Genomic DNA, 20,684 nt, shown 5'->3' with positions numbered 1-20,684 from the left:
AAAGAATCAGGCGCTGGCAGCAAAGGCGCTGTAGGCGGTCTCGTCCATCAGGTCGTTGAGCTGGGCAGCGTCTGCCAGCTTGACCTTGAAGAACCAGCCAGCGTTCAGCGGGTCGCTGTTGGCGAGGGACGGGTCTGCTCGCAGGGCTTCGTTCACTTCCACGATTTCGCCGGTGACGGGCATGTACACGTCTGCAGCGGCTTTCACCGACTCGACCACGCCAGCCACTTCGCCCTGGTTGAATGTGGCACCCACTTCGGGCAGGTCCACAAACACCACGTCGCCCAGCGCGTCTTGCGCATGCACGGTGATACCCACCACAGCGGCGTTGGCATCAGCGGCGTTGATCCACTCGTGGTCTTTGGAGAATTTGACGGTCATGGGGAGCTCCTCAAGCAATTGAAAAAGTTTAGGAATCTGCAATGTAAGCGGCTTGGCCCGTTTTGTGGCGGGCCGTTCTGCGCCGGGGGGTGGCGCGCTTGGGGCGCTTATCCGCGGTAGTAGTTGGCGGGCACGAATGGCATGGCGCGCACTTCCATGGGCACGGCCTTGCCGCGCACCATGGCGTTGACGCGTGTGCCCACCGCTGCGAAGGCGGGCGTGACGTAGCCGATGGCGATGGGTTCGTTGACGGTGGGGCCCAGCAGGCCGCTGGTCACTTCGCCAATCTTCTGGCCGCCTTCGCTTTGCAGTTCGGTGTGTTCGCGCACGGGCACGCGCTCCAGCGCCACCAGGCCCACGCGCTTGCGTGCCAGCGTGGCGGGGTTGTCGATCTGGGCCAGCACCTTGTCGGCGCCGGGGAAGCCGCCTGCACGGGCACCGCCGGTGCGGCGCACCTTCTGGATGGCCCAGTTCAACGCGGCCTCGGGTGGCGTGGTGGTGGTGTCGATGTCGTTGCCATACAGGCACAAGCCGGCTTCCAGGCGCAGCGAATTGCGAGCGCCCAGGCCAATGGGCTTGACTTCGGGCTGGGCCAGCAGGGCGCGGGCCAGGGTGTCGGCCTGTGCTGCGGGCACCGAGATTTCAAAACCGTCTTCGCCGGTGTAGCCGCTGCGGGTGACAAAGCAGTCGCAGCCCGCAATGCTGAATGCGCCACCGGTCATGAACACCAGCTTTTCCACGCCGGGTGCCAGGCGGGCGAGGGCGGTGGCAGCTTGGGGGCCTTGCAGCGCCAGCAGGGCGTGGTCGGGCATGGGCACGACCTTGCAGCGCTGGCCGATGCGGGCCTGGATGTGGGCAATGTCACCCACCTTGCACGCGCCGTTGACGATGACGAACAGCGTAGGCTCGCCGTCCACCACGCCCTGGTTGAAGAACATCAGGTCGTCGATGATGGTGCCTTCGTCGGTCAGCAGCAGGCCGTAACGCTGCTTGCCCACGGGCAGGTCGATCACGTCCACAGGCATCAGCGTTTCAAACGCGGCAGCAGCATCCGCTCCGATGAGCTTGAGCTGGCCCATGTGCGACACGTCGAACAGGCCTGCAGCGGTGCGGGTGTGTACGTGCTCGGCCATCAGGCCAGCGGGGTACTGCACGGGCATGGAGTAACCGGCAAACGGCACCATGCGGGCACCCAGTTCGATGTGCAGGGCGTTCAGCGGTGTGGTGAGCAGGGGAGCGGCTGGCGTGGCAGGTGCGGAAGAGGCTGCGGACATAGGATGACTCCAGGGCAAATGGGGGCCGCAACCCGGTGGGTTACGGAATTTGCCCTGCTGTCCGCTTTACCTGAGAGATTCACCGCAGCGCCTTGGCTGGCCGTGCGGTTTGCTCCTTCGGTGGATGGCTTCATCACGCACTGTGCGAGCCACCTCTCTCCAGCAAGGGAACGCCCGCATCACTGCGGGCGGTTGTCAGTCCTTTTGCCTGAGCGTTCGGCTGCTGCCTGCGCCTTCGGCGGTGCCGCGCTGCCTTCATCGAAGGTGGGGCACTCTCTCCTGACGGCCGCGATTGTAAGCCTACTTTGCGTAGACGAGGTCGCGCAGTCCCAACGATAGCGATGGCACATAGGTGATGATCAGCAGGCATACCAGGATCACGCCCACGAACGGCAGCAGGTGGCCGACGATGCGATCGAGCGAAATCTTGGCCACCGTGCAGGCCGCAAACAAGTTCACGCCGAAGGGCGGCGTGATCATGCCCAGCGCCAGATTCACCACCATGATGAGCCCGAAGTGCACCGGGTCCACACCAAAGTGCATGGCCACCGGCGCGAGGATGGGCGCCAGCACGATGATGGCGGCGCTTGTCTCGATGAACATGCCGATGACGAACAGCGCAGCATTCACGCCCAGCAGGAACATGGCGGGCGATTGCAGCACGGCTTCAAGCCAGCGGCCAATCGCATCGGGCACCCCAGCGCGTGTGATGAGGAAGGCAAACAGCCCGGCGTTGGCAATGATGAACATGATCACCGCCGACGAGAGAGCCGACTTGCGCAGGATGGCGTACAGGTCTTTCACCTTGATCTCGCGGTAGATCACCACGCCCACGATGAGTGCATAGAACACCGCCACGGCCGAGGCTTCGGTGGGAGTGAACACGCCGCCATAGATGCCGCCCAGGATGATGACCGGCATGAGCAGTGCCCAGCCCGCCTGCAACGTGGCCTTGCCAAAGGACAGGCGCCCATCGCCATCGTTCTTGCCCCAGCCTTTGATCTTGCAGTACACCCACACAAACGCCATCAGCGCCAGGCTGATGAGGATGCCGGGGCCAAAGCCCGCGATGAACAGCTCGCCAATCGACACTTCGGCGCTCACGCCGTAAAGAATCATGGGGATGGAGGGTGGAATGATCACGCCCAGCTCGGCACTGGTGGCCTGCAGGGCTGCTGCGTAGCTGGTGGGGTAGCCGTGCTTGATGAGCGCCGGGATGAGGATGGCGCCAATCGCAAACGTGGTGGCCACCGACGAGCCCGACACGGCGGCAAAGATCATGCAGGTGAGCACGCAGGTCATGGGCAGGCCGCCTTGCACGCCGCCCACAATGCTCTTGGCAAATTCCACCAGGCGGCGCGAGATGCCGCCGGTTTCCATCAGGTTGCCGGCCAGAATGAAGAATGGAATGGCCGCCAGCGGAAACTTGTTGATCGAGGCGAACATTTCCTTCACCGAGATCAGCATGTTGGCGTTGGACACCTGAATGCCCAGAATGGACGCAAGCCCGATGGACACGGCCACCGAGACGGTGAGTGCAAAGCACAACACCATGGTGAAAAGCATGGTGGTGGTCATTGCGCTGTCTCCAGTTCCTGGCGTTGGGGGTCAATCCAGTTGCCGATGATTCCTACGGCGCTGAACAGCCCACCCACAGGCAGCGCCAAATAGGCCCAGAACATGGACACCGATTCCAGCCCCGCCATGGTCTGCACACCGCCGCGCTTGGCATAGTCCCAGCCAAACCAGACGATCACGGCAATCAACGCCAGCGCGGCCAGGCTCACCACCGCATCCAGCACGCGGCGCAGGGCTGGCGGGCTCCAGCGGTAGAGGACGTCCACGCTCACCATCGCCCCTTGGCGAAAGGCGGCGGGAATGGCCAGAAACACCATCCAGATGAGGCTGAAGCGGATGAGCACCTCGGTCCACTCGGCAGGCTGCTCCAGCACGAAGCGCATCACGATCTGGAACATGCCCAGCGACGAGGCGATGGCCAGCATCAGGCAGGCCGCTGCCATGGCTGCGCCGGTGGTCCACCGCTCTATTTGAAGGAAGGTTTTTTTCATGAATGAAAAAGCCCGTTGGCGCAATGCCAACGGGCGGTGCTAGCTATGATTTGTGTAGCGAAAACGCCAGGGCCATGCGATTACTTCACGGCACGGATCTTGTCGAGCGTGGCCTTGCCGAACTGCTTTTCAAACTCGGCGTTCACTGGGGCCAGTGCCGCCACAAACTTGGCCTTGTCGGGGTTGTCCACCACTGTCATGCCCTTGGCGCGCAGGTCGGCAACGCCCTTGGCGTCGTCTTCGTCCACACGGGCGCGGTTGGCCTTGGTGCCTTCCTTGGCGGCGTCGATGAAGGCCTGCTTGTCTGCAGCGCTGAGCTTGTCAAACGCGGCCTTGTTCATCACGAAGATGCAGGGCGAGTAGACGTGGCCCGTCAGCGTCAAGTGCTTTTGCACCTGGTCGAACTTGGCCGAGATGATCACGGGCAGCGGGTTCTCCTGGCCGTCCACCGTACCTTGCTGCAGGGCAGTGAACACTTCAGGGAAGGCCATGGGCGTGGTGATGATGCCAAAGCCCTTGTAGGCGGCGATGTGCACGGGGTTCTCCATGGTGCGCATCTTCAGGCCCTTGAGGTCTTCAGGGCCGTTTACCGAACGCTTACTGTTCGTCATGTGACGGAAGCCGTTTTCTGCCCAAGCCAGGGCCTTGAAGCCCTTGGCGTCAAACTTGGCCAGCAGCTCTTGGCCGATGGGGCCATCGAGCACCGCGCGGGCATGGGCCTTGTCGCGGAAGAGGAAGGGTACGTCGAGGATTTTGGTCTCGGGCACAAAGTTGGGGATGGGGCCGCTGGAGCTGAAGGCCAGCTCTTGCGTGCCCAGCTGCACAGCTTCGATGGATTCGCGCTCACCGCCCAGTGCGCCGTTGTAGAAGGTTTGAACCTTGTAGCGGCCGCCCGTGCGCTTTTCCACTTCCTTGGCAAACGTGTCGATGGCCACGCCCTGGTGCGAGTTCTGGGCCGTAGAGATGCTGATGCGCATGGTGGTCTGTGCGGCCGCTGTGGCAACAAAGCCCAAAGCAAGGCTCAGGCCGACGACGAGTTTGGTCAATTGCATGGTGTCTCCTGTGGTGGGGCGCAGCCACGGTGGCGCGCCGGTACAGGCCCATTATGTTGGCCTCTGTCGCGCCAGAGCATCGGGGTTTGTGCTGGTAAGTGTGCTTATCAGTCGCCTGGGCAACTGAGCAGTCTGCCCTGCAGTGCAGTGGGCCCCAAATGGCAAGCGCCCCGTGCTGGCGGTAACCAGCCGGGGCCTTGGCAGTTGGGGCGGCTCCGGTAAGAGCGCCTTGATGCAGTGAGTATGCAGACCGCGCCCCGGTTTTGTTTTCTGTTTTGTCTTCAAATTTTGAATAAAACAGAAATATCTTCTGATTTGGTGTCCGTGGCGGAATAATGGCTGCCATGGACAAGATTGATCGAAAAATTCTCGCTGTATTGCAGGCCGACGCCCGAGCCAGCCTGCAAGAGATTGGGCAGGCCGTGGGGCTGAGCCCTTCGCCTTGCTGGGGGCGCATCAAGAAGATGGAGGAGGCCGGGGTGATCCAGGGCTACACGGTGCGCATCAACCCGCAGGCGCTGGACTTGGCCGATACGGTGCTGGTGCAGGTCACGCTCGACAGCCATTCAGACAACACGCTGGAGAAATTTGGTGAGACGCTGGCCAGCATCCCGGAGGTGATCGAGGCGCACCTGGTGTCGGGCGACTACGACTACCTGCTGCGCATCGTGGTGAAAGACACGCGCGACTACGAGCGCCTGCTGCGTGAGAAGCTCTACAAGATCAAGGGCATCCGCCACAGCCGATCGAGCTTTGTGCTGCGCACGCTGAAAAAGGCAGACCTGCCGTTGGGCGTGTAATGGGGGCGTTATGAACAAAAATAGCTGCTGGCGCTTACCCAGTAAGCGCCAGCAGCTATCAATTCAGTAGCGTTTTGGTGGGATGGCTGGCTGCTGTCAGCCCAGCAGCAACGCGTCGTCGGCCAGCTTTTCGCCGCGCACCTTCTCGAACATCTGCAGCAGGTCGGGCACATCCAGGCGCTTGCGCTCTTCGCCCGACACATCCAGCACCACCTGGCCCTGGTGCAGCATCACCGTGCGGTCGCCCACATCCAGCGCCTGGCGCATGCTGTGCGTGACCATCATGGTGGTGAGCTTCTGTTCGGCCACGATGCGTTCGGTCAGGCGCAGCACGAAGTCGGCGGTGCGCGGGTCGAGTGCGGCGGTGTGCTCGTCGAGCAGCAGGATGCGCGAGGGCTGCAGCGCCGCCATCAGCAGGCTCACGGCCTGGCGCTGGCCGCCCGAGAGCAGGCCGATGCGGTCAGTCAGGCGGTTTTCTAGCCCCAGGCCCAGTGTGGCCAGGCGCTCGCGAAAGCCCTCGCGCATCGATGCCTTGACGGCGCGGCCCAGGTTGCGGAAGCTGCCACGGCGCTGCGCCAGTGCCATGTTTTCTTCGATGGTGAGGTCTTCGCAGGTGCCCGCCATCGGGTCCTGGAACACGCGGGCCACGCGCTCGGCACGGGCCCACACGGGCATGCGCGTGACGTCCACGCCATCGATGGCGATGCGGCCGCTGTCCACCGTCTGGTCGCCCGAGATGGCGTTCAAAAAGGTGGACTTGCCGGCGCCATTGGAGCCGATGACGGTGACGAACTGCCCGGCCGGAATGTCCAGCGACATGCCGCGCAGGGCGCGGGTTTCGATCGGTGTGCCGGGGTTGAAGGTGATTTCGAGGTGTTGGGCGCTCAGCATGGGGCTCTTTCGGTGCGCGGGTTCAGGACGGCTTGCGCTTGGCGAACTTGCGCTTGAGCTGCGGAATCACCAGCGCCACGGCCACCAGCACGGCGGTGACCAGGTTCAGGTCTTGTGCCTTGAGGCCGATGAAGTCGCTGTTGAGCGCCAGAGCAATGAAGAAGCGGTAGGCGATGGCGCCGATGATGACCGCCAGCGTGGCATAGATCAGGCGGCGCGAGGGCAGGATGCTCTCGCCCACGATCACGGCAGCCAGCCCGATGACGATGGTGCCGATGCCCATGGAAATGTCGGAGCCGCCCTGCGTTTGCGCAAACAGCGCACCCGCCAGGCCCACCAGCCCGTTGGAGATGGCCATGCCCAGCAGCAGCATGGCGCCGGTGTTCACGCCCTGGGCGCGGGCCATGCGGGCATTTGAGCCGGTGGCGCGGATGGCCAGGCCCCGTTCGGTGGCGAAAAACCAGTCCAGCAGCAGCTTGGCGGCCACCACGATGACGGCGAGGATCAGCGGGCGCGCAATGTAGTCCTGCATGCCTTCGGGCTGCAGCAGCACGAACAGCGTGGGGTCGTTGATCAGGGGCACGTTGGGCCCGCCCATGATGCGCAGGTTGATGGAGTACAGCGCAATCATCATCAATATGCTGGCCAGCAGGTCCATGATCTTGAGCTTGACGTTGAGCCAGCCGGTGATCAGCCCGGCCACGGCGCCAGCCGCCGTGGCAGCCAGTGTGGCCACCCAGGCGTTGGTGCCGGTGGAAATCAGAATGGCGCAGACGGCGCCGCCCAGCGGGAAGCTGCCATCCACCGTGAGATCGGGAAAACGCAGCAGCCGGAACGAAATGAAAACGCCCAGGGCCACCAGGCTGAAGATCAGGCCGATTTCAACGGCGCCGAGCAGGGAAAAGAAGGACATGGGCAGCGGGGCCAGCAAGGGGAAAAACAAAGCAGGAGCCACGCGGTGCATGGCTCCTGCCGGAGGGGCCGGGCATGCGCCCAGCCCTGCAGCACGGGGTGCTTACTGCACCACTTGCGCGGCCGACTTGACCAGCGCGTCGGACAGCTTCACGCCCTGCTTTTCGGCAGCGCCGGGGTTCACGAACAGCTCCATCTTGGTGCTGATCTCGGGCTTGATGTCGCCAGGCTTTTCGCCCTTGAGGATGCGCGCCACCATGCGGCCGGTCTGCTCGCCCAGGTCGCGGTAGTTGATGCCGAAGGCGGCGATGGCGCCGCGCTTGACGCTGTCGGTGTCGGATGCCACCAGCGGGATCTTGGCGTCCTGGCCGACCTTCACCAGCGCTTCGTAGGCCGACACCACGTTGTTGTCGGTGCTGGTGTAGATCACATCGACCTTGCCGATCAGGCTGCGTGCGGCGCTGCTCACATCCACCGAGCGGGGCGCTGCGGCTTCCACCAGCGTCATGCCCAGCTTGGGCAACAGGGTCTGCAATTGCTTGACCACGACCACCGAGTTGGCTTCGCCGGGGTTGTAGACCACGCCCACGCGCTTGGCGTTGGGCACCACCTGCTTGACCAGTTCCATCTGCTTGTCCAGAGCCAGCAGATCCGACACGCCAGTCACGTTGCCGCGCGATGGCTCCCAGTCCTTGACCAGCTTGGCGGCGACGGGGTCGGTCACGGCGGAGAAGACCACGGGCACCGTCTTGGTCGATGCAATCACGGCCTGGGCCGAGGGCGTGGCAATGGCCACGATGGCGTCGGGATTGTCACCCACGAACTTGCGGGCGATTTGCGCAGCGGTGCCGGTGTTGCCCTGGGCGCTTTGGTACTGCCACTTCAGGTTTTTGCCGGACTCGAAGCCTGCCTTTTTCAGGGCTGCCTGCACGCCGTCGCGAACCGAGTCAAGGGCAGGGTGTTCCACGATGGCCGTCACGGCCACAGATTTTTGCTGTGCGCTGGCGGGGGAGATGGCGGCTACGGCCAGGGCGAGGGCGCCCAAGGACATCCAGGGCAATTGCTTCAAGTTCATCTTCGGGGACTTTCTGAGGAGGAGAGATACCGCGGGCCCCGGTGAGGCTGCGTTGGGGCCAGCCCATGAGTTTACTTCGCTGGGCCTGGCGGGCCGCCTGCTGGCGGCAGCCGTCCCACGCGGGTGCTCTGCTATTCGTGCCGCCATCGGTTATCCAAAGAAAAAGGGCCTGCAAGGCAGGCCCGTTAAGCGCAATGCGCTATGGTTTTTGCAGGCTTACATGCCCGCGTAGTTCGGGCCGCCACCGCCTTCGGGCGTCACCCACACGATGTTCTGCGTGGGGTCCTTGATGTCGCAGGTCTTGCAGTGCACACAGTTTTGCGCGTTGATCTGCAGGCGCTGGGCATCGCCGCCCTTGGACGTGTCGGGCACAAACTCGTACACCCCGGCCGGGCAGTAGCGTGCCTCGGGACCGGCGTACTTCGCCAGGTTGATCTTCACCGGCACGCTGGCATCTTTCAGCGTCAAGTGCGCAGGCTGGTTCTCTTCGTGGTTGGTGTTGCTGATGAACACGCTGGAGAGGCGGTCAAACGTCAGCTTGCCATCGGGCTTGGGGTAGTCGATGGGTTTGCACTGCGCTGCAGGCTTCAGGTAGGCGTGGTCGGGCTTGTCGCGGTGCAGCGTCCAGGGGATATGGCCGCGCAGCACGAATTGTTCAAAGCCGTTCATCAGCGTGGCGGTGGTCAGGCCGTACTTGAACCAGTTCTTGAAGTTGCGGTCCTTGTTCAGCTCGGTGTGCAGCCAGCTGGCTTCAAACGCCTTGGGGTAGGCGCTCAGCTCGTCGTGCTGGCGGCCTGCCACCACCGCTTCATAGGCGGCTTCGGCCGCCAGCATGCCGGTCTTGATGGCGGCGTGGCTGCCCTTGATGCGGCCCACGTTGAGGTAACCCGCATTGCAGCCCACCAGTGCGCCGCCGGGGAACACCGTCTTGGGCAGCGCGTTGATGCCGCTGGCGTTGATGGCGCGCGCGCCGTACGACAGGCGTTTGGCGGTGACTTCGCCCTTTTCGTTCTCGAAGTAGTAGCGGACGTTGGGGTGCGTCTTCCAGCGCTGGAATTCTTCAAACGGGCTGAGGTAGGGGTTGGAATAGCCCAGACCCGTCACAAAACCGACGGCGACCTTGTTGCCTTCCAGGTGGTACAGGAACGCACCGCCGTAGGTGTCGTTCTCCATGGGCCAGCCAGCGGTGTGCATCACAAAGCCGGGCTGGTGGCGCTTGGGGTCGATTTCCCACAGTTCCTTGATGCCGATGCCGAAGCTTTGCGGGTCACGGCCTTCGTCCAGGTGGTACTTGGAAATCAGCTGCTTGCCCAGGTGGCCGCGTGCGCCTTCGGCAAACACGGTGTACTTGCCCAGCAATTCCATGCCCAGCTGGAAGTTGTCGGTAGGCTCGCCTTCCTTGCTGATGCCCAGGTTGCCCGTGGCCACGCCGCGCACCGAGCCGTCTTCGTTGTACAGCACCTCAGCCGCCGCGAAGCCGGGGAAGATTTCCACGCCCAGGGCTTCGGCCTGCTCGGCCAGCCACTTGGTGACGGCGCCCAGGCTCACGATGTAGTTGCCGTGGTTGTGTGCAAAGGGGGGCAGCAGCGGGTTGGGCACGCGAAAGCCCGACTTCTTGCTCAGGAAGATGTAGGCATCGTCGGTCACCGGCTGGTTCAGCGGGGCGCCCTTGGCCTTCCAGTCGGGGATCAGCTCGGTCAGGGCCTTGGGGTCCATGATGGCGCCCGAGAGAATGTGCGCGCCGGCCTCAGAGCCTTTTTCCAGCACGACCACGGACACATCCTTGCCGTTTTCAGCAGCCAGTTGCTTGAGGCGAATGGCTGTCGACAGACCGGCAGGGCCACCGCCCACGACCACCACGTCGTACTCCATGGATTCGCGGGGACCGTACTGGGCAAGAATTTCTTCGTTTGTCATGAGCGTCTCGTCGGGCGTTTGATAATGGTTTGATTTTCTACCGGCAATGGTGCGTCCACTGTCTGGCTGGGGACTGATTGTATGCAAGCGAACGCACACAATCGAACGATCGTTCTATTTTTCGGAATTTGGAGGAAATTCAAATGGCATACAGCATCGACCTGTCTGGCCGCGTGGCCTTCGTGACCGGCGCTTCCAGCGGCCTGGGCGCTCAATTCGCGCGCACCCTGGCCCGTGCGGGTGCGGGCGTGGTGCTGGCCAGCCGCCGCATCGAAAAGCTCAAGGAGCTGCGCGCCCGCATCGAAGGCGAGGGCGGTGACGCCCATGTGGTGGAGCTGGACGTGACGGACCACGATTCCATCAAATCCGCCGTGGCGCACGCCGAGACCGAGATGGGTTCGATTGACATCCTGGTCAACAACTCGGGCGTGAGCACGACCCAGCGCATTCAGGACGTGACGCCCGAGGATTACGACTTCATCTTCGACACCAACGTGAAGGGCGCCTTTTTTGTGGCGCAAGAGGTGGGCAAGCGCATGCTGGCCCGCTCGCGCGGTGCCGCGCCGGGCAGCTTCACGGGCGGTCGCATCATCAACATTGCGTCGATGGCGGGCCTGAAGGTGCTGCCGCAGATCGGCGCCTACTGCATGAGCAAGGCCGCCGTGGTGCAGATGACCAAGGCCATGGCCTTGGAGTGGGGCAAGTTCGGCATCAACGTGAATGCCATTTGCCCTGGCTACATCGACACCGAAATCAACCACCACCACTGGCAGACCGAGCAGGGCAAGAAGCTCATGGACATGCTGCCGCGCAAGCGCGTAGGCCAGCCGCAGGACCTGGACGCACTGCTGGTCATGCTGGCCAGTGACCAGAGCCATTTCATCAATGGCGCGGTGATTGCGGCGGACGACGGCTTCGCGGTATGAAGATCGAAATCCCCGAGGTCAAAAAGCTCGTTTTTGAGACACGCTTCCCGGTTCGCTGGGGCGACATGGACGCCATGGGCCATGTCAACAACACCGTCTACTTTCGCTACCTGGAAACGGCCCGCATCGACTGGATGGTGTCGGTGGGCTGCAACCCCGACCCGCGCGGGCAGGGGCCGGTCATCGTCAATGCGTTCTGCAACTTCTACAAGCAGCTCGAATACCCCGCCGATGTGCTGCTCAAATTCTACGTGAGCGACCCGGGCCGTACCACGTTCGAGACCTGGGGCACGATGGAGCGGGTGGACCAGCCGGGCGTCATCTGTGCGGCCGGTGGTGCCACCACCATCTGGGTGGACTTCCCGCAGCAGAAGGCGGCGCCGCTGCCGGACTGGATGCGGACGTTGGTGACGGCGGACTGAAAATTTAGTGAAATAGGGCTCCAGCGCTTTATGGATAAGCGCTGGCAGCTATCAAAAATGCAGCAATTGTGTCGTGCTGATCACTTCTGCTTGGGCACCCGACCCATCAGATAGAACTCGGGATTGGGCTGCATGCCCGCAAAGCTGGCCATGCGGTTGGACAGGCCAAAGAACGCCGTGATGGCCGCGATGTCCCAGATGTCCTCGTCGTCAAAGCCATGGGCGTGCAGGGCGGTGAAGTCGGCGTCCTCCACCTCGTGCGAGCGCTGGCAGACCTTCATCGCAAAGTCGAGCATGGCACGCTGGCGCGGCGTGATGTCGGCCTTGCGGTGGTTCACAGCCACCTGGTCGGCCACAAACGGTTTTTTCTCGTAGATGCGCAGGATCGCGCCATGCGCCACCACGCAATACAGGCACTGGTTGGCCGCGCTGGTGGCAGTGACGATCATCTCGCGCTCGCCCTTGGTCAGGCTGCCTTCTTCCTTGAGCATGAGTGCGTCGTGGTAGGCGAAAAACGCCCGCCACTCGGCCGGGCGGCGCGCAAACGCCAGAAACACGTTGGGGATGAAGCCCGCCTTCTCCTGCACCTCAAGGAAGCGGGTGCGGATGTCCTCGGGCAGGGTGTTCAGATCGGGAAAAGGGTAGCGCGCGGCCATGGGGGTTGTCTCCTTACGAATGTCAGGGCTCCAGCATAGCCATGAAAAAGCCCCCGCACCGCCAGCTCGGTTGCGGGGGCTGCTGCGCTGGTCCGCGCAGGGGCGTTTTAGAGGCGACCGGCGCGCTGCGCTTCGATGGCGCGCGCCACGCCTGCGCCGTAGGCCGGGTCGGCCTGCGTGCAGTGCGCGATGTGCTTGTCAACAATGTGCTGGGACACCCCGGCAATGTTGCGTGCCGTGTTCTCGCAGAGCAGCTGCTGCTTGTCGGGTGTCATCAGGCGGAACAGGTCGCCCGGCTGGGTGAAGTAGTCGTTGTCGTCGGCGCGGTAGTCCCAGCGGTCGGCGGGGCCGTGCAGGGCCAGCGGTGGCTCTGCGTAGGCAGGCTGCTCTTGCCATTCGCCCTTGGTGTTGGGCTCATACGCAATCGTGCCGCCGTGGTTGCCGTCCACGCGCATGGCACCGTCGCGGTGGTAGCTGTGCACGGGGCAGCGGGGCGCGTTCACCGGGATGGAGTGGTGGTTGACACCCAGGCGGTAGCGCGCCGCGTCACCGTAAGAGAACAGGCGCGACTGCAGCATGCGGTCGGGCGAGGGGCCAATGCCCGGCACCATGTTGGCGGGGGTGAACGAGGCCTGCTCGACATCGGCAAAGTAATTGCGCGGGTTGCGGTTGAGCTCGACGATGCCCACTTCGATGAGCGGATAGTCCTTCTTGCTCCAGACCTTGGTCAGGTCGAACGGGTGGAAGCGGTAGGTGGCGGCATCTGCCTCGGGCATGATCTGCACGCACAGTTTCCATTGGGGGAACTCGCTCCGGTCGATGGCTTCGAGCAGGTCGCGCTGGCTGCTTTCGCGGTCACCCGCGACCACGGCGGCGGCTTCGGCATCCGACAGGTTTTCAATGCCCTGCTGGCTCACGAAGTGGAACTTGACCCAGAAGCGCTCGTTGGCCGCGTTGATGAAGCTGTAGGTGTGCGAGCCGAAGCCGTGCATGTGCCGGTAGCCGCGCGGAATGCCGCGGTCGCTCATCACGATGGTGATCTGGTGCAACGCTTCGGGGAGGCTGGTCCAGAAGTCCCAGTTGCTCTCGGCGCTGCGCATGTTGGTGTACGGGTCGCGCTTGACGGCCTTGTTCAGGTCGGGGAACTTGAGCGCGTCGCGAAAGAAGAACACCGGCGTGTTGTTGCCCACCAGGTCCCAATTGCCTTCTTCGGTGTAGAACTTCATGGCGAACCCGCGGATGTCACGTTCGGCATCTGCCGCACCGCGCTCGCCGGCCACGGTAGAAAAACGCGCGAACATTTCGGTCTGCTTGCCCACTGCAGAAAAGATTTTGGCCGCCGTGTAGCGCGTGATGTCCTGGGTGACGGTAAAAGTGCCAAACGCGCCCGAACCCTTGGCATGCATGCGGCGCTCGGGGATCACTTCGCGGTTGAAATGGGCCATCTTTTCCAGGTGCCACACATCCTGCAGCAGCATGGGGCCGCGCGGGCCGGCGGTCAGCGAGTCCTGGTTGTTGGCAACCGGCGCGCCTGCAACGGTGGTGAGTTTGGTCATGGCGATGTCCCTTTCATTGGTGGTCAGACTGGCTGGAAAACGCTCGTGCCACAGCAATGCCAAGGCGCAAGCGGGAAGGCTTGGCGGCACCTGATGAATAGATCATCTGTATCGCCAGTGAAATGATTATCAATTTTTGCTATTTTTACCGCAAGGTCGCGGGGATCGTATTTCTGCATGGTGGCGATAGGCATTCCAAGCCTTGCCGCATGATAACGGTTTTGTATAAAGGTACAAGACCATGGACGCGCACCAACAGGCCCAGTACGACGCTGGATTGATTCAGCGTAAAGCGGTGATGGGAGAGGATTTCGTTGCACGTGCTCTCGACGGTGTGACAGAGTTCACGCAGCCTATTCAGGAGTTCATCACTCGCAATGCGTGGGGCGATGTATGGCAGCGCCCAGGACTCGACATGAAGACGCGCAGCCTGATCACGGTGGCTTTTCTTACCGCCTTGGGCAAGCAGCACGAGCTCAAGGGCCATGTGCGCGGCGCGCTCAACAACGGTGCGACGGCGGCAGAAATCCAGGAAGTGTTGCTGCACGCCAGCATCTACTGCGGCGTGCCCACGGCGGTGGAGGCTTTTCGCACGGCCGCTGAGGTGATCGACGGGCCGAAGCAGGGCTGAACGTCTTTCTTTCAGCCCCCGGCCAGCAGCTTGTGCACCAGGTCTGCTGCGGTGGACGCGTTGTACTTGCGCATGAGGCGTGCCCGGTAAATCTCCACCGTGCGATGGCTGATTTCCAGCGTCCGGCCGATCTCCTTGGAGGTCAGCCCCTCCAGCAGGCGCGCTGCCACTTCGCGTTCGCGGCCCGTCAAATCGGCCTTCACGGGGCGCTGGGCGCTCAGGTCTTCAAAACTCCAGATGCCCGATTCATGGGGCGCATCGCGGTTCAGCGCGCGGCCCGAGACATGGCACCAGAAGACCTCGCCGTTGGCGCGCTTCATGATGCGGTTGTCGGCGTAGTGGCCCTTGGCGTTGAGGATGGGCTCCATGTGTGCGCCCAGGCGCTCATACTCGTCTGCGCTTGGATACAGTATCTGGAACGACTGGCCGATCAGGACCTCGCGCGAAGCGCCAAACATCTCGCAGACATGCCGGTTGCAGTCGACCATGGTGCGGTTGCGTGAGAGCACCAGGCCTACGGGGGCCATATCGAAAGCGAGTCGGTAATCAACGTCCATAGTGCAAATCTTTACGGGGTACTACTTATTCGGATAAGTAGTATCGTAGCGCATCCAAATACACAAGGAGATCGTGGTGAACAAGTTATTTCCCTCCGCGGCCGAAGCCCTTGAAGGCGTGGTTGCAGATGGCCAGCTCATGGCCGTGGGTGGATTCGGGTTGTGCGGCATTCCGGAGGCACTGATCGACGCATTGCGTGATTCGGGCGTCAAGAACCTCACCGTGATCTCCAATAACGCCGGCGTGGACGGCTTTGGTCTGGGCAAGCTGCTCGAAACCCGCCAGATCAAAAAAATGATTTCGTCCTATGTGGGCGAGAACAAGGAGTTCGAACGCCAATACCTGGCCGGCGAACTGGAGCTGGAATTCACCCCCCAGGGCACGCTGGCCGAAAAGCTGCGCGCGGGCGGTGCTGGCATCCCGGCCTTCTTCACCAAGACCGGTGTGGGCACGGTGGTGGCCGAGGGCAAGGAGCTGCGCGAGTTCGATGGCGAAACCTACGTGATGGAGCGTTCGCTGGTGCCTGAAGTGGCGCTGGTCAAGGCGCACCGCGCCGACAAGTCGGGCAACCTGCAGTTCCGCCTGACGGCCCGCAATTTCAATCCTGCCGCAGCCATGGCCGGCAAGATCTGCATTGTTGAAGTGGAAGAAGTGGTGGAAACCGGTGCCATGGTGCCCGACCAGATCCATCTGCCGGGCATTTACGTACACCGCATCGTGCACAACCCTACGCCCGAAAAGCGCATTGAAAAGCGCACCATCACCGAAAAGGCTGGCGTCTGAGCCCGCACCACTGAACCGCTGGAGAACGAACTATGTCGTGGAGTCAAGACCAAATGGCGGCCCGTGCCGCCCACGAGCTCGAAGACGGCTTTTATGTGAACCTGGGCATTGGCATCCCCACCCTGGTGGCCAACTTTGTGCCTGCCGACAAGGAAGTGTGGCTGCAGTCCGAAAACGGCATGCTGGGCATTGGCCCCTTCCCGACCGAAGACGAAGTGGATGCCGACCTGATCAACGCCGGCAAACAGACCGTCACCACCATCAAGGGCTCATCCATCTTTGGCAGCGACCAGTCGTTTGCCATGATCCGGGGCGGCAAGATCAACCTGTCCATCCTGGGCGCGATGCAAGTCAGCGAAAAGGGCGACCTGGCCAACTGGATGATCCCTGGAAAGATGGTCAAGGGCATGGGCGGTGCCATGGACCTGGTGGCGGGCGTCAAGCGCGTGATCGTGCTCATGGAGCATGTGGCCCGCAAGAAGGACGGCACCGAAGACCTGAAGATTCTGCCCAGCTGCACCTTGCCCCTGACGGGCGTGGGCGTGGTGGACCGCATCATCACCGACCTGGGCGTGATGGATGTGACGCCCGAAGGCCTGAAGCTGGTGGAACTGGCTCCTGGCGTGAGCTTTGAGCAGATTCAGTCCAAAACCGGCGTGACCTTGCTGCGCTGAACCACCGCTGTTTGCTAGCTGAATGAAGAGGCCGATTGCCCCGCGTGGCAGTCGGCCTTTTTTGTTTGCATTTCCGCCTCGCGCTTGAATGCAGGGCCTTGCAGACCCCGACCAGCGCTTCGTTGACGAAGTCGTGACAATCGCCGCCATGCATTCCACTTCCCCTGAATCCACCCAACGCACGTTGCGCTTCATGGCGCTGGCGGCTTTTGCCAGCATGGCCTCGATGCGCGTGTGCGACCCGATGCTGCCGGCCTTGTCCCAGGAGTTCAACGTCAGCACCGGTGATGCCTCGGCCGTGATCGCGGCCTTTGCGGTGGCGTATGGCGTGCTGCAACTGTTTTATGGCCCGCTGGGCGACCGTCTGGGCAAAACCCGCGTGGTGCTGGGGGCCACGTCGGCGTGTGCGTTCTTCAGCGCCATCACGGCGCTGGCGCCCAACCTCACGGCGCTGGTGGTATCGCGGGCGGCCATGGGCGCTTCGGCGGCGGGCATCATCCCGCTGTGCATGGCCTGGATTGGCGACCAGGTGCCCTACGAGCAGCGCCAGGAGACTTTGGCCGGGCTGATGGTGGCCACGGTGTCGGGGATGATGGCCGGCCAGTGGTTTGGCGGCTTTGCGGTGGAGGCGCTGGGCTGGCGCGTGGCATTTGCGGTGCTGGCGTTCCTGTTTGCCACGGCTGCCACACTGCTGTGGCGGCAGGTGAATGCGTCCACGCCAGGTGTTGGCAGCGCGAGTCAATCCTCTGCGCCTTTTTCATTGGCCGCTTACCTTGCCAACACCCGCCAGCTGCTGGCCATGCCGCGCGTGCGCTGGGTGCTCACCGTGGTCACCATTGAAGGCGCGCTGGCGTTTGGCACGCTGGCCTTTGTGCCCAGCCGCATGGTGGAGGGGTATGGCCTGTCGGCAGCGGCGGCGGGTGGGGTGATGGTGTTGTATGGCATTGGCGGTCTGGTGTACAGCCTGTTCGCGCGCCGTTGGCTGGCTTTGCTGGGAGAGCACGGGCTGGCGCTTCTGGGGGCCAGCGCCATCGCCACCGGCTTGTTGTTACTGGCCTGGTCGCCCTCTGTGGCATGGGCTGTGGCGGGCTGCTTTGCGGCGGGGCTGGGCTTTTACATGCTGCACAACACCCTGCAGACGCAGGCCACCCAGATGGCGCCGCAGGCGCGGGGCATGGCGGTTACGCTGTTTGCGTGCCTGCTGTTTCTGGGGCAATCAGCCGGGGTGTTTTTGATGGCGTTGAGTGTGGACAGGGGCTGGCTGGTGCCTGTGTTCACGGCGGCGGCAGTGGGGGTGATTGCCTTGGGCGTGGTCATTTCGCGGTCGTTGCGCCAGCGCAGTGCGGCAGCCTAATAACCTGCGTTTCTTATGACGTAATTATTCGATGGTTTGATTTTTTATAGCGAAGTTATACAGTCCAGCCCCTTACCCAACTTTCCAGCGCCGCAGCGGGTGATGCACCTGGGCGGCGCGATTTGTTTGCATGATTCATTTACGGGGCATCACCCAGACGTACCAGGGTTCACAAGGCCCGGTGGAGGCCCTGCGGGGCATTGACCTGCAGATCACCCCAGGCGAGGTGTTCGGCATCATCGGGCGCAGCGGCGCGGGCAAAAGCTCGCTGGTGCGCGTTATCAACCTGCTCAACCGGCCCACGCGGGGCGAAGTCATCGTCAATGGCCGCGACCTGACCAAGCTGAACGACTCGCAGTTGCGCGAGGCGCGCCGCGACATTGGCATGGTGTTCCAGCACTTCAACTTGCTGTCGTCACGCACCGTGTACGACAACGTGGCTTTGCCGCTGGAGCTGGCGGGCATGGACAAAGCCGCGATTCGCGAACGCGTGAGCCCGCTGCTGGAGCTGGTGGGCCTGGCCGCGCTGGCCGACCGCTACCCCGCGCAAATCAGCGGCGGCCAAAAGCAGCGCGTGGGCATTGCACGCGCGCTGGCCAGCCGGCCCAAGGTGCTGCTCAGCGACGAGGCCACCTCGGCGCTGGACCCGGAGACGACCCGTTCGATCCTCGACTTGCTGCGCCAGGTGAACCGCGAACTGGGCCTGACGGTGGTGCTCATCACCCACCAGATGCAGGTCATCAAGCAGGTGGCCGACCGCGTGGCTGTGATTGACGCCGGCCAAATCGTGGAACAAGGGCGCGTGCTGGACGTGTTCACCCGCCCGCAGCAGCCCATCACCAAGAGCCTGATCGACGAAATCCTGCCGCAAGAGCTGCCCGCCAGCGTGCTGCAGCATGTGCACCAGCTGGCCAGCCAGTTGCGCACCACGGCGCCGGGGCATGTAGGCCAGTTGCTGCGCCTGTCGTACTCGGGTGACAACGCCTACCAGCCGGTGCTCTCGCGCATGGTGCGCGAGTACGGCGTGGACATGAGCATCCTGCACGGGCAGGTCGATGAAATCCAGGACCAGACCTTTGGCTCGCTGGCGCTGTATGCCACGGGCGAGCCAGCGCGCCTGAACGGGGCGGTAGAGCATTTGCGCGCCAGCGGCGTGGAAGTGCAAGTTGTTGAGAGCGGGAGGTAAGGGCCATGTTTGCAAATTTCACCGAAGCCATGCTGGAGCTGTTCGTCACCTCGCTGTGGGAAACCATCGTCATGGTGGGCATCTCAGGCGTGGTGGGCGCTTTGCTGGGCATTCCCCTGGGCGTGTTTCTGCGGTTGACTGACCACGGCGGCGTGCTGGAAAACGGCCCCGTCAACAAGCTGGTGGGCTGGGTGGTGAACGCGGTGCGTTCCACGCCCTTCATCATCTTGCTGGTGGCCATCATTCCGCTCACGCGCTTTGTGACGGGCTCGTCAATCGGCACGGCCGCTGCCGTGGTACCGCTCACCATTGCTGCGGCGCCCTTTGTGGCGCGCCTTGTGGAAGCCGCCTTGCGTGAGGTGGACCACGGTTTGGTCGAGGCCGCACAGGCCATGGGCGCAACCACCAGCCAGATCGTCTGGAAGGTGCTGCTGCCCGAGGCGCTGCCCGGCATTGTTGCGGGCCTGACCATTACCTTCGTGAGCCTGACGGGCTACTCTGCCATGGCGGGCGCCATTGGTGGCGGTGGGCTGGGTGACCTGGGCATCCGCTACGGCTACCAGCGCTTCCTGCCGGAAATCATGCTGGCCGTGGTGCTGGTGCTGATCTTCTTCGTGCAGGCCGTGCAAAGCCTGGGCGACTGGGCGGTGCGCAAGCTCAGCCACCGGTAAAGCCTGCGGGCTTCACAGCCTACGGTTGCGATTTGCTTCTCTTTTGATAGCTGCCAGCGCTTGCTGCATAAGCGCTAGCGGCTATTTTTGTTTGAGGTTGATTGGCGGCTGCCGACCATAGACCCGAAGCCTATGGCAAAAGCAGGGCAGGGCCTCAGAGCATTTCGTTGGATCTGCATCAGAGCGCGCCGTGGTGAACTGGGCAAAGTGGCCGCGCGGATGTACAAACGCATTACCGGCCTGGCCGGGTGCATGAAAGAATGGCTGCCATGAAACGTCTTCAACCTCTGTCCATCTCTCGCAGGGCCGCTGTGGCCACGCTGCGGGGCGCGTGCATGGCCTGGCTGGGGCTTGCCAGCGCGGGTGCCGCAATGGCGCAGGCCGAACCGGTGGCTGCCAACGGGCTGGTGGTGTCTGCAGACGGCACCTACGTCACCGATGAGCGGCTCAAACTGATCTGGGCGCGCTGCGTGGAGGGCATGGCCTGGGATGGCAAAACCTGCACCGGCAAGCCGCTGATGCTGGACCGCGCCGAGGCCCGGGCCCGTGCGGTGGAGCGCTGGAAGGCCGAGGGCGTGAACTGGCGCCTGCCGCGCGTTCCAGAGCTGCAGCGTCTGTTCAACAAATCGGCCCAGCCACCGGGGCTGGATTTGACGGTGTTCCCTGCCGCGCCGCTGGACTGGACCTGGACATCGACCTCCGACGTGAAGTCGGCGCAGCAAAACCAATACGCCTATGGCAACGCGATGCAGAGCCGCACCGGCAGCACGGTCAACCAGATGTCGTATTTGCATGGCTGGGCGGTGAACCTGCGCACGGGGGAGTCGCGCAAGGACGTGAGCAAGGACGCGAAGCTGCCGGTGCGGCTGGTGCGGCCGCTGCCTGTAGAGCCCTGA

Annotated in this window: 23 protein-coding genes and 2 riboswitches; of the genes, 10 read left to right on the top strand and 13 right to left on the bottom strand. The window is 63.1% G+C overall.

The window, feature by feature from the left end:
- Positions 1-6: 6 nt before the first annotated feature.
- The 5 genes from gcvH to BDD18_RS16130 all read right to left on the bottom strand — a co-directional run bounded on the left by gcvH (position 7) and on the right by BDD18_RS16130 (position 4,776).
- Positions 7-381 carry a glycine cleavage system protein GcvH gene (gene gcvH, locus BDD18_RS16150; protein WP_142084417.1) on the bottom strand — a complete coding sequence of 125 codons (375 nt, stop codon included), beginning with the start codon at positions 379-381 and terminating at the stop codon, positions 7-9.
- Positions 382-488: 107 nt separating this feature from the next.
- Positions 489-1,655 (bottom strand): glycine cleavage system aminomethyltransferase GcvT, encoded by a 1,167-nt coding sequence (gene gcvT / locus BDD18_RS16145; protein ID WP_142084415.1) that lies wholly within the window; start codon positions 1,653-1,655, stop codon positions 489-491.
- A gap of 47 nt (positions 1,656-1,702) precedes the next feature.
- Positions 1,703-1,828, bottom strand: a riboswitch (glycine riboswitch).
- A gap of 13 nt (positions 1,829-1,841) precedes the next feature.
- Positions 1,842-1,947, bottom strand: a riboswitch (glycine riboswitch).
- A gap of 8 nt (positions 1,948-1,955) precedes the next feature.
- Positions 1,956-3,233, bottom strand: coding sequence for a TRAP transporter large permease (locus tag BDD18_RS16140; RefSeq protein ID WP_142084413.1), 1,278 nt, complete (start codon positions 3,231-3,233; stop codon positions 1,956-1,958).
- A complete protein-coding gene (locus BDD18_RS16135) occupies positions 3,230-3,724 on the bottom strand; it encodes a TRAP transporter small permease (RefSeq protein WP_142084412.1) in 495 nt (164 codons plus the stop codon). Before BDD18_RS16135 ends, BDD18_RS16140 begins: the two co-directional genes overlap by 4 nt.
- A gap of 80 nt (positions 3,725-3,804) precedes the next feature.
- Positions 3,805-4,776: a TRAP transporter substrate-binding protein gene (locus BDD18_RS16130; RefSeq protein ID WP_044402008.1), complete on the bottom strand. Its 972-nt coding sequence runs from the start codon at positions 4,774-4,776 to the stop codon at positions 3,805-3,807.
- A gap of 344 nt (positions 4,777-5,120) precedes the next feature.
- On the opposite strand from BDD18_RS16130, the gene BDD18_RS16125 reads away from it, so the two are divergent.
- A complete protein-coding gene (locus tag BDD18_RS16125; protein ID WP_044402098.1) occupies positions 5,121-5,576 on the top strand; it encodes an Lrp/AsnC family transcriptional regulator in 456 nt (151 codons plus the stop codon).
- A gap of 96 nt (positions 5,577-5,672) precedes the next feature.
- Here BDD18_RS16125 and BDD18_RS16120 read toward each other — a convergent pair whose 3' ends face one another.
- From BDD18_RS16120 to BDD18_RS16105, 4 genes are all read right to left on the bottom strand, one after another.
- A complete protein-coding gene (locus tag BDD18_RS16120) occupies positions 5,673-6,467 on the bottom strand; it encodes an ABC transporter ATP-binding protein (RefSeq protein WP_044402011.1) in 795 nt (264 codons plus the stop codon).
- 22 nt (positions 6,468-6,489) lie between these two features.
- Positions 6,490-7,380 carry an ABC transporter permease gene (locus tag BDD18_RS16115; RefSeq protein ID WP_142084410.1) on the bottom strand — a complete coding sequence of 297 codons (891 nt, stop codon included), beginning with the start codon at positions 7,378-7,380 and terminating at the stop codon, positions 6,490-6,492.
- 102 nt (positions 7,381-7,482) lie between these two features.
- Positions 7,483-8,454, bottom strand: a complete 972-nt coding sequence (locus BDD18_RS16110) for an ABC transporter substrate-binding protein (protein ID WP_142084408.1) — start codon at positions 8,452-8,454, stop codon at positions 7,483-7,485.
- A 216-nt stretch (positions 8,455-8,670) separates the two neighbouring features.
- Entirely contained in the window at positions 8,671-10,371 is a 1,701-nt protein-coding gene (locus tag BDD18_RS16105) for an electron transfer flavoprotein-ubiquinone oxidoreductase (protein WP_142084406.1), read from the bottom strand.
- Between the two features lie 143 nt (positions 10,372-10,514).
- Between BDD18_RS16105 and BDD18_RS16100 the strand changes: the two genes are divergently transcribed.
- Both BDD18_RS16100 and BDD18_RS16095 read left to right on the top strand, forming a co-directional pair.
- Positions 10,515-11,297: an SDR family oxidoreductase gene (locus BDD18_RS16100; RefSeq protein WP_142084404.1), complete on the top strand. Its 783-nt coding sequence runs from the start codon at positions 10,515-10,517 to the stop codon at positions 11,295-11,297.
- Entirely contained in the window at positions 11,294-11,719 is a 426-nt protein-coding gene (locus BDD18_RS16095) for an acyl-CoA thioesterase (protein WP_008906245.1), read from the top strand. The genes BDD18_RS16100 and BDD18_RS16095 overlap by 4 nt, the downstream gene beginning before the upstream one ends.
- A gap of 80 nt (positions 11,720-11,799) precedes the next feature.
- On the opposite strand, the gene BDD18_RS16090 is transcribed toward BDD18_RS16095, so the two are convergent.
- The 3 genes from BDD18_RS16090 to BDD18_RS22135 all read right to left on the bottom strand — a co-directional run bounded on the left by BDD18_RS16090 (position 11,800) and on the right by BDD18_RS22135 (position 14,110).
- On the bottom strand, positions 11,800-12,375 hold the full coding sequence (locus BDD18_RS16090) for a peroxidase-related enzyme (protein WP_142084402.1): 576 nt from the start codon (positions 12,373-12,375) through the stop codon (positions 11,800-11,802).
- Positions 12,376-12,482: 107 nt separating this feature from the next.
- Positions 12,483-13,931, bottom strand: coding sequence for a catalase (locus BDD18_RS16085; RefSeq protein ID WP_111868442.1), 1,449 nt, complete (start codon positions 13,929-13,931; stop codon positions 12,483-12,485).
- Between the two features lie 23 nt (positions 13,932-13,954).
- Positions 13,955-14,110, bottom strand: a complete 156-nt coding sequence (locus BDD18_RS22135; protein ID WP_170207417.1) for a hypothetical protein — start codon at positions 14,108-14,110, stop codon at positions 13,955-13,957.
- Between the two features lie 62 nt (positions 14,111-14,172).
- On the opposite strand from BDD18_RS22135, the gene pcaC reads away from it, so the two are divergent.
- Positions 14,173-14,562, top strand: a complete 390-nt coding sequence (gene pcaC / locus BDD18_RS16080) for a 4-carboxymuconolactone decarboxylase (RefSeq protein WP_111868430.1) — start codon at positions 14,173-14,175, stop codon at positions 14,560-14,562.
- Positions 14,563-14,573: 11 nt separating this feature from the next.
- On the opposite strand, the gene BDD18_RS16075 is transcribed toward pcaC, so the two are convergent.
- Positions 14,574-15,119 carry a PAS and helix-turn-helix domain-containing protein gene (locus BDD18_RS16075; RefSeq protein ID WP_142084400.1) on the bottom strand — a complete coding sequence of 182 codons (546 nt, stop codon included), beginning with the start codon at positions 15,117-15,119 and terminating at the stop codon, positions 14,574-14,576.
- Positions 15,120-15,195: 76 nt separating this feature from the next.
- Here BDD18_RS16075 and BDD18_RS16070 point away from each other — a divergent pair, with 76 nt between their 5' ends.
- From BDD18_RS16070 to BDD18_RS16045, 6 genes are all read left to right on the top strand, one after another.
- Positions 15,196-15,903, top strand: coding sequence for a CoA transferase subunit A (locus BDD18_RS16070; RefSeq protein WP_142084398.1), 708 nt, complete (start codon positions 15,196-15,198; stop codon positions 15,901-15,903).
- Between the two features lie 32 nt (positions 15,904-15,935).
- Positions 15,936-16,577: a CoA transferase subunit B gene (locus BDD18_RS16065; protein WP_044402031.1), complete on the top strand. Its 642-nt coding sequence runs from the start codon at positions 15,936-15,938 to the stop codon at positions 16,575-16,577.
- 148 nt (positions 16,578-16,725) lie between these two features.
- Positions 16,726-17,931, top strand: a complete 1,206-nt coding sequence (locus BDD18_RS16060; RefSeq protein ID WP_142084396.1) for an MFS transporter — start codon at positions 16,726-16,728, stop codon at positions 17,929-17,931.
- Positions 17,932-18,061: 130 nt separating this feature from the next.
- Positions 18,062-19,117 carry a methionine ABC transporter ATP-binding protein gene (locus BDD18_RS16055; RefSeq protein ID WP_044402034.1) on the top strand — a complete coding sequence of 352 codons (1,056 nt, stop codon included), beginning with the start codon at positions 18,062-18,064 and terminating at the stop codon, positions 19,115-19,117.
- Positions 19,118-19,122: 5 nt separating this feature from the next.
- Positions 19,123-19,788, top strand: coding sequence for a methionine ABC transporter permease (locus BDD18_RS16050; protein ID WP_066696705.1), 666 nt, complete (start codon positions 19,123-19,125; stop codon positions 19,786-19,788).
- Between the two features lie 269 nt (positions 19,789-20,057).
- Positions 20,058-20,684 (top strand): Lcl C-terminal domain-containing protein, encoded by a 627-nt coding sequence (locus BDD18_RS16045; RefSeq protein ID WP_244939122.1) that lies wholly within the window; start codon positions 20,058-20,060, stop codon positions 20,682-20,684.

Origin of the sequence: Acidovorax temperans (assembly GCF_006716905.1) — a bacterium.
Lineage (GTDB): Bacteria > Pseudomonadota > Gammaproteobacteria > Burkholderiales > Burkholderiaceae_C > Acidovorax > Acidovorax temperans.
This window is presented reverse-complemented; position numbering and strand designations above follow the sequence as displayed.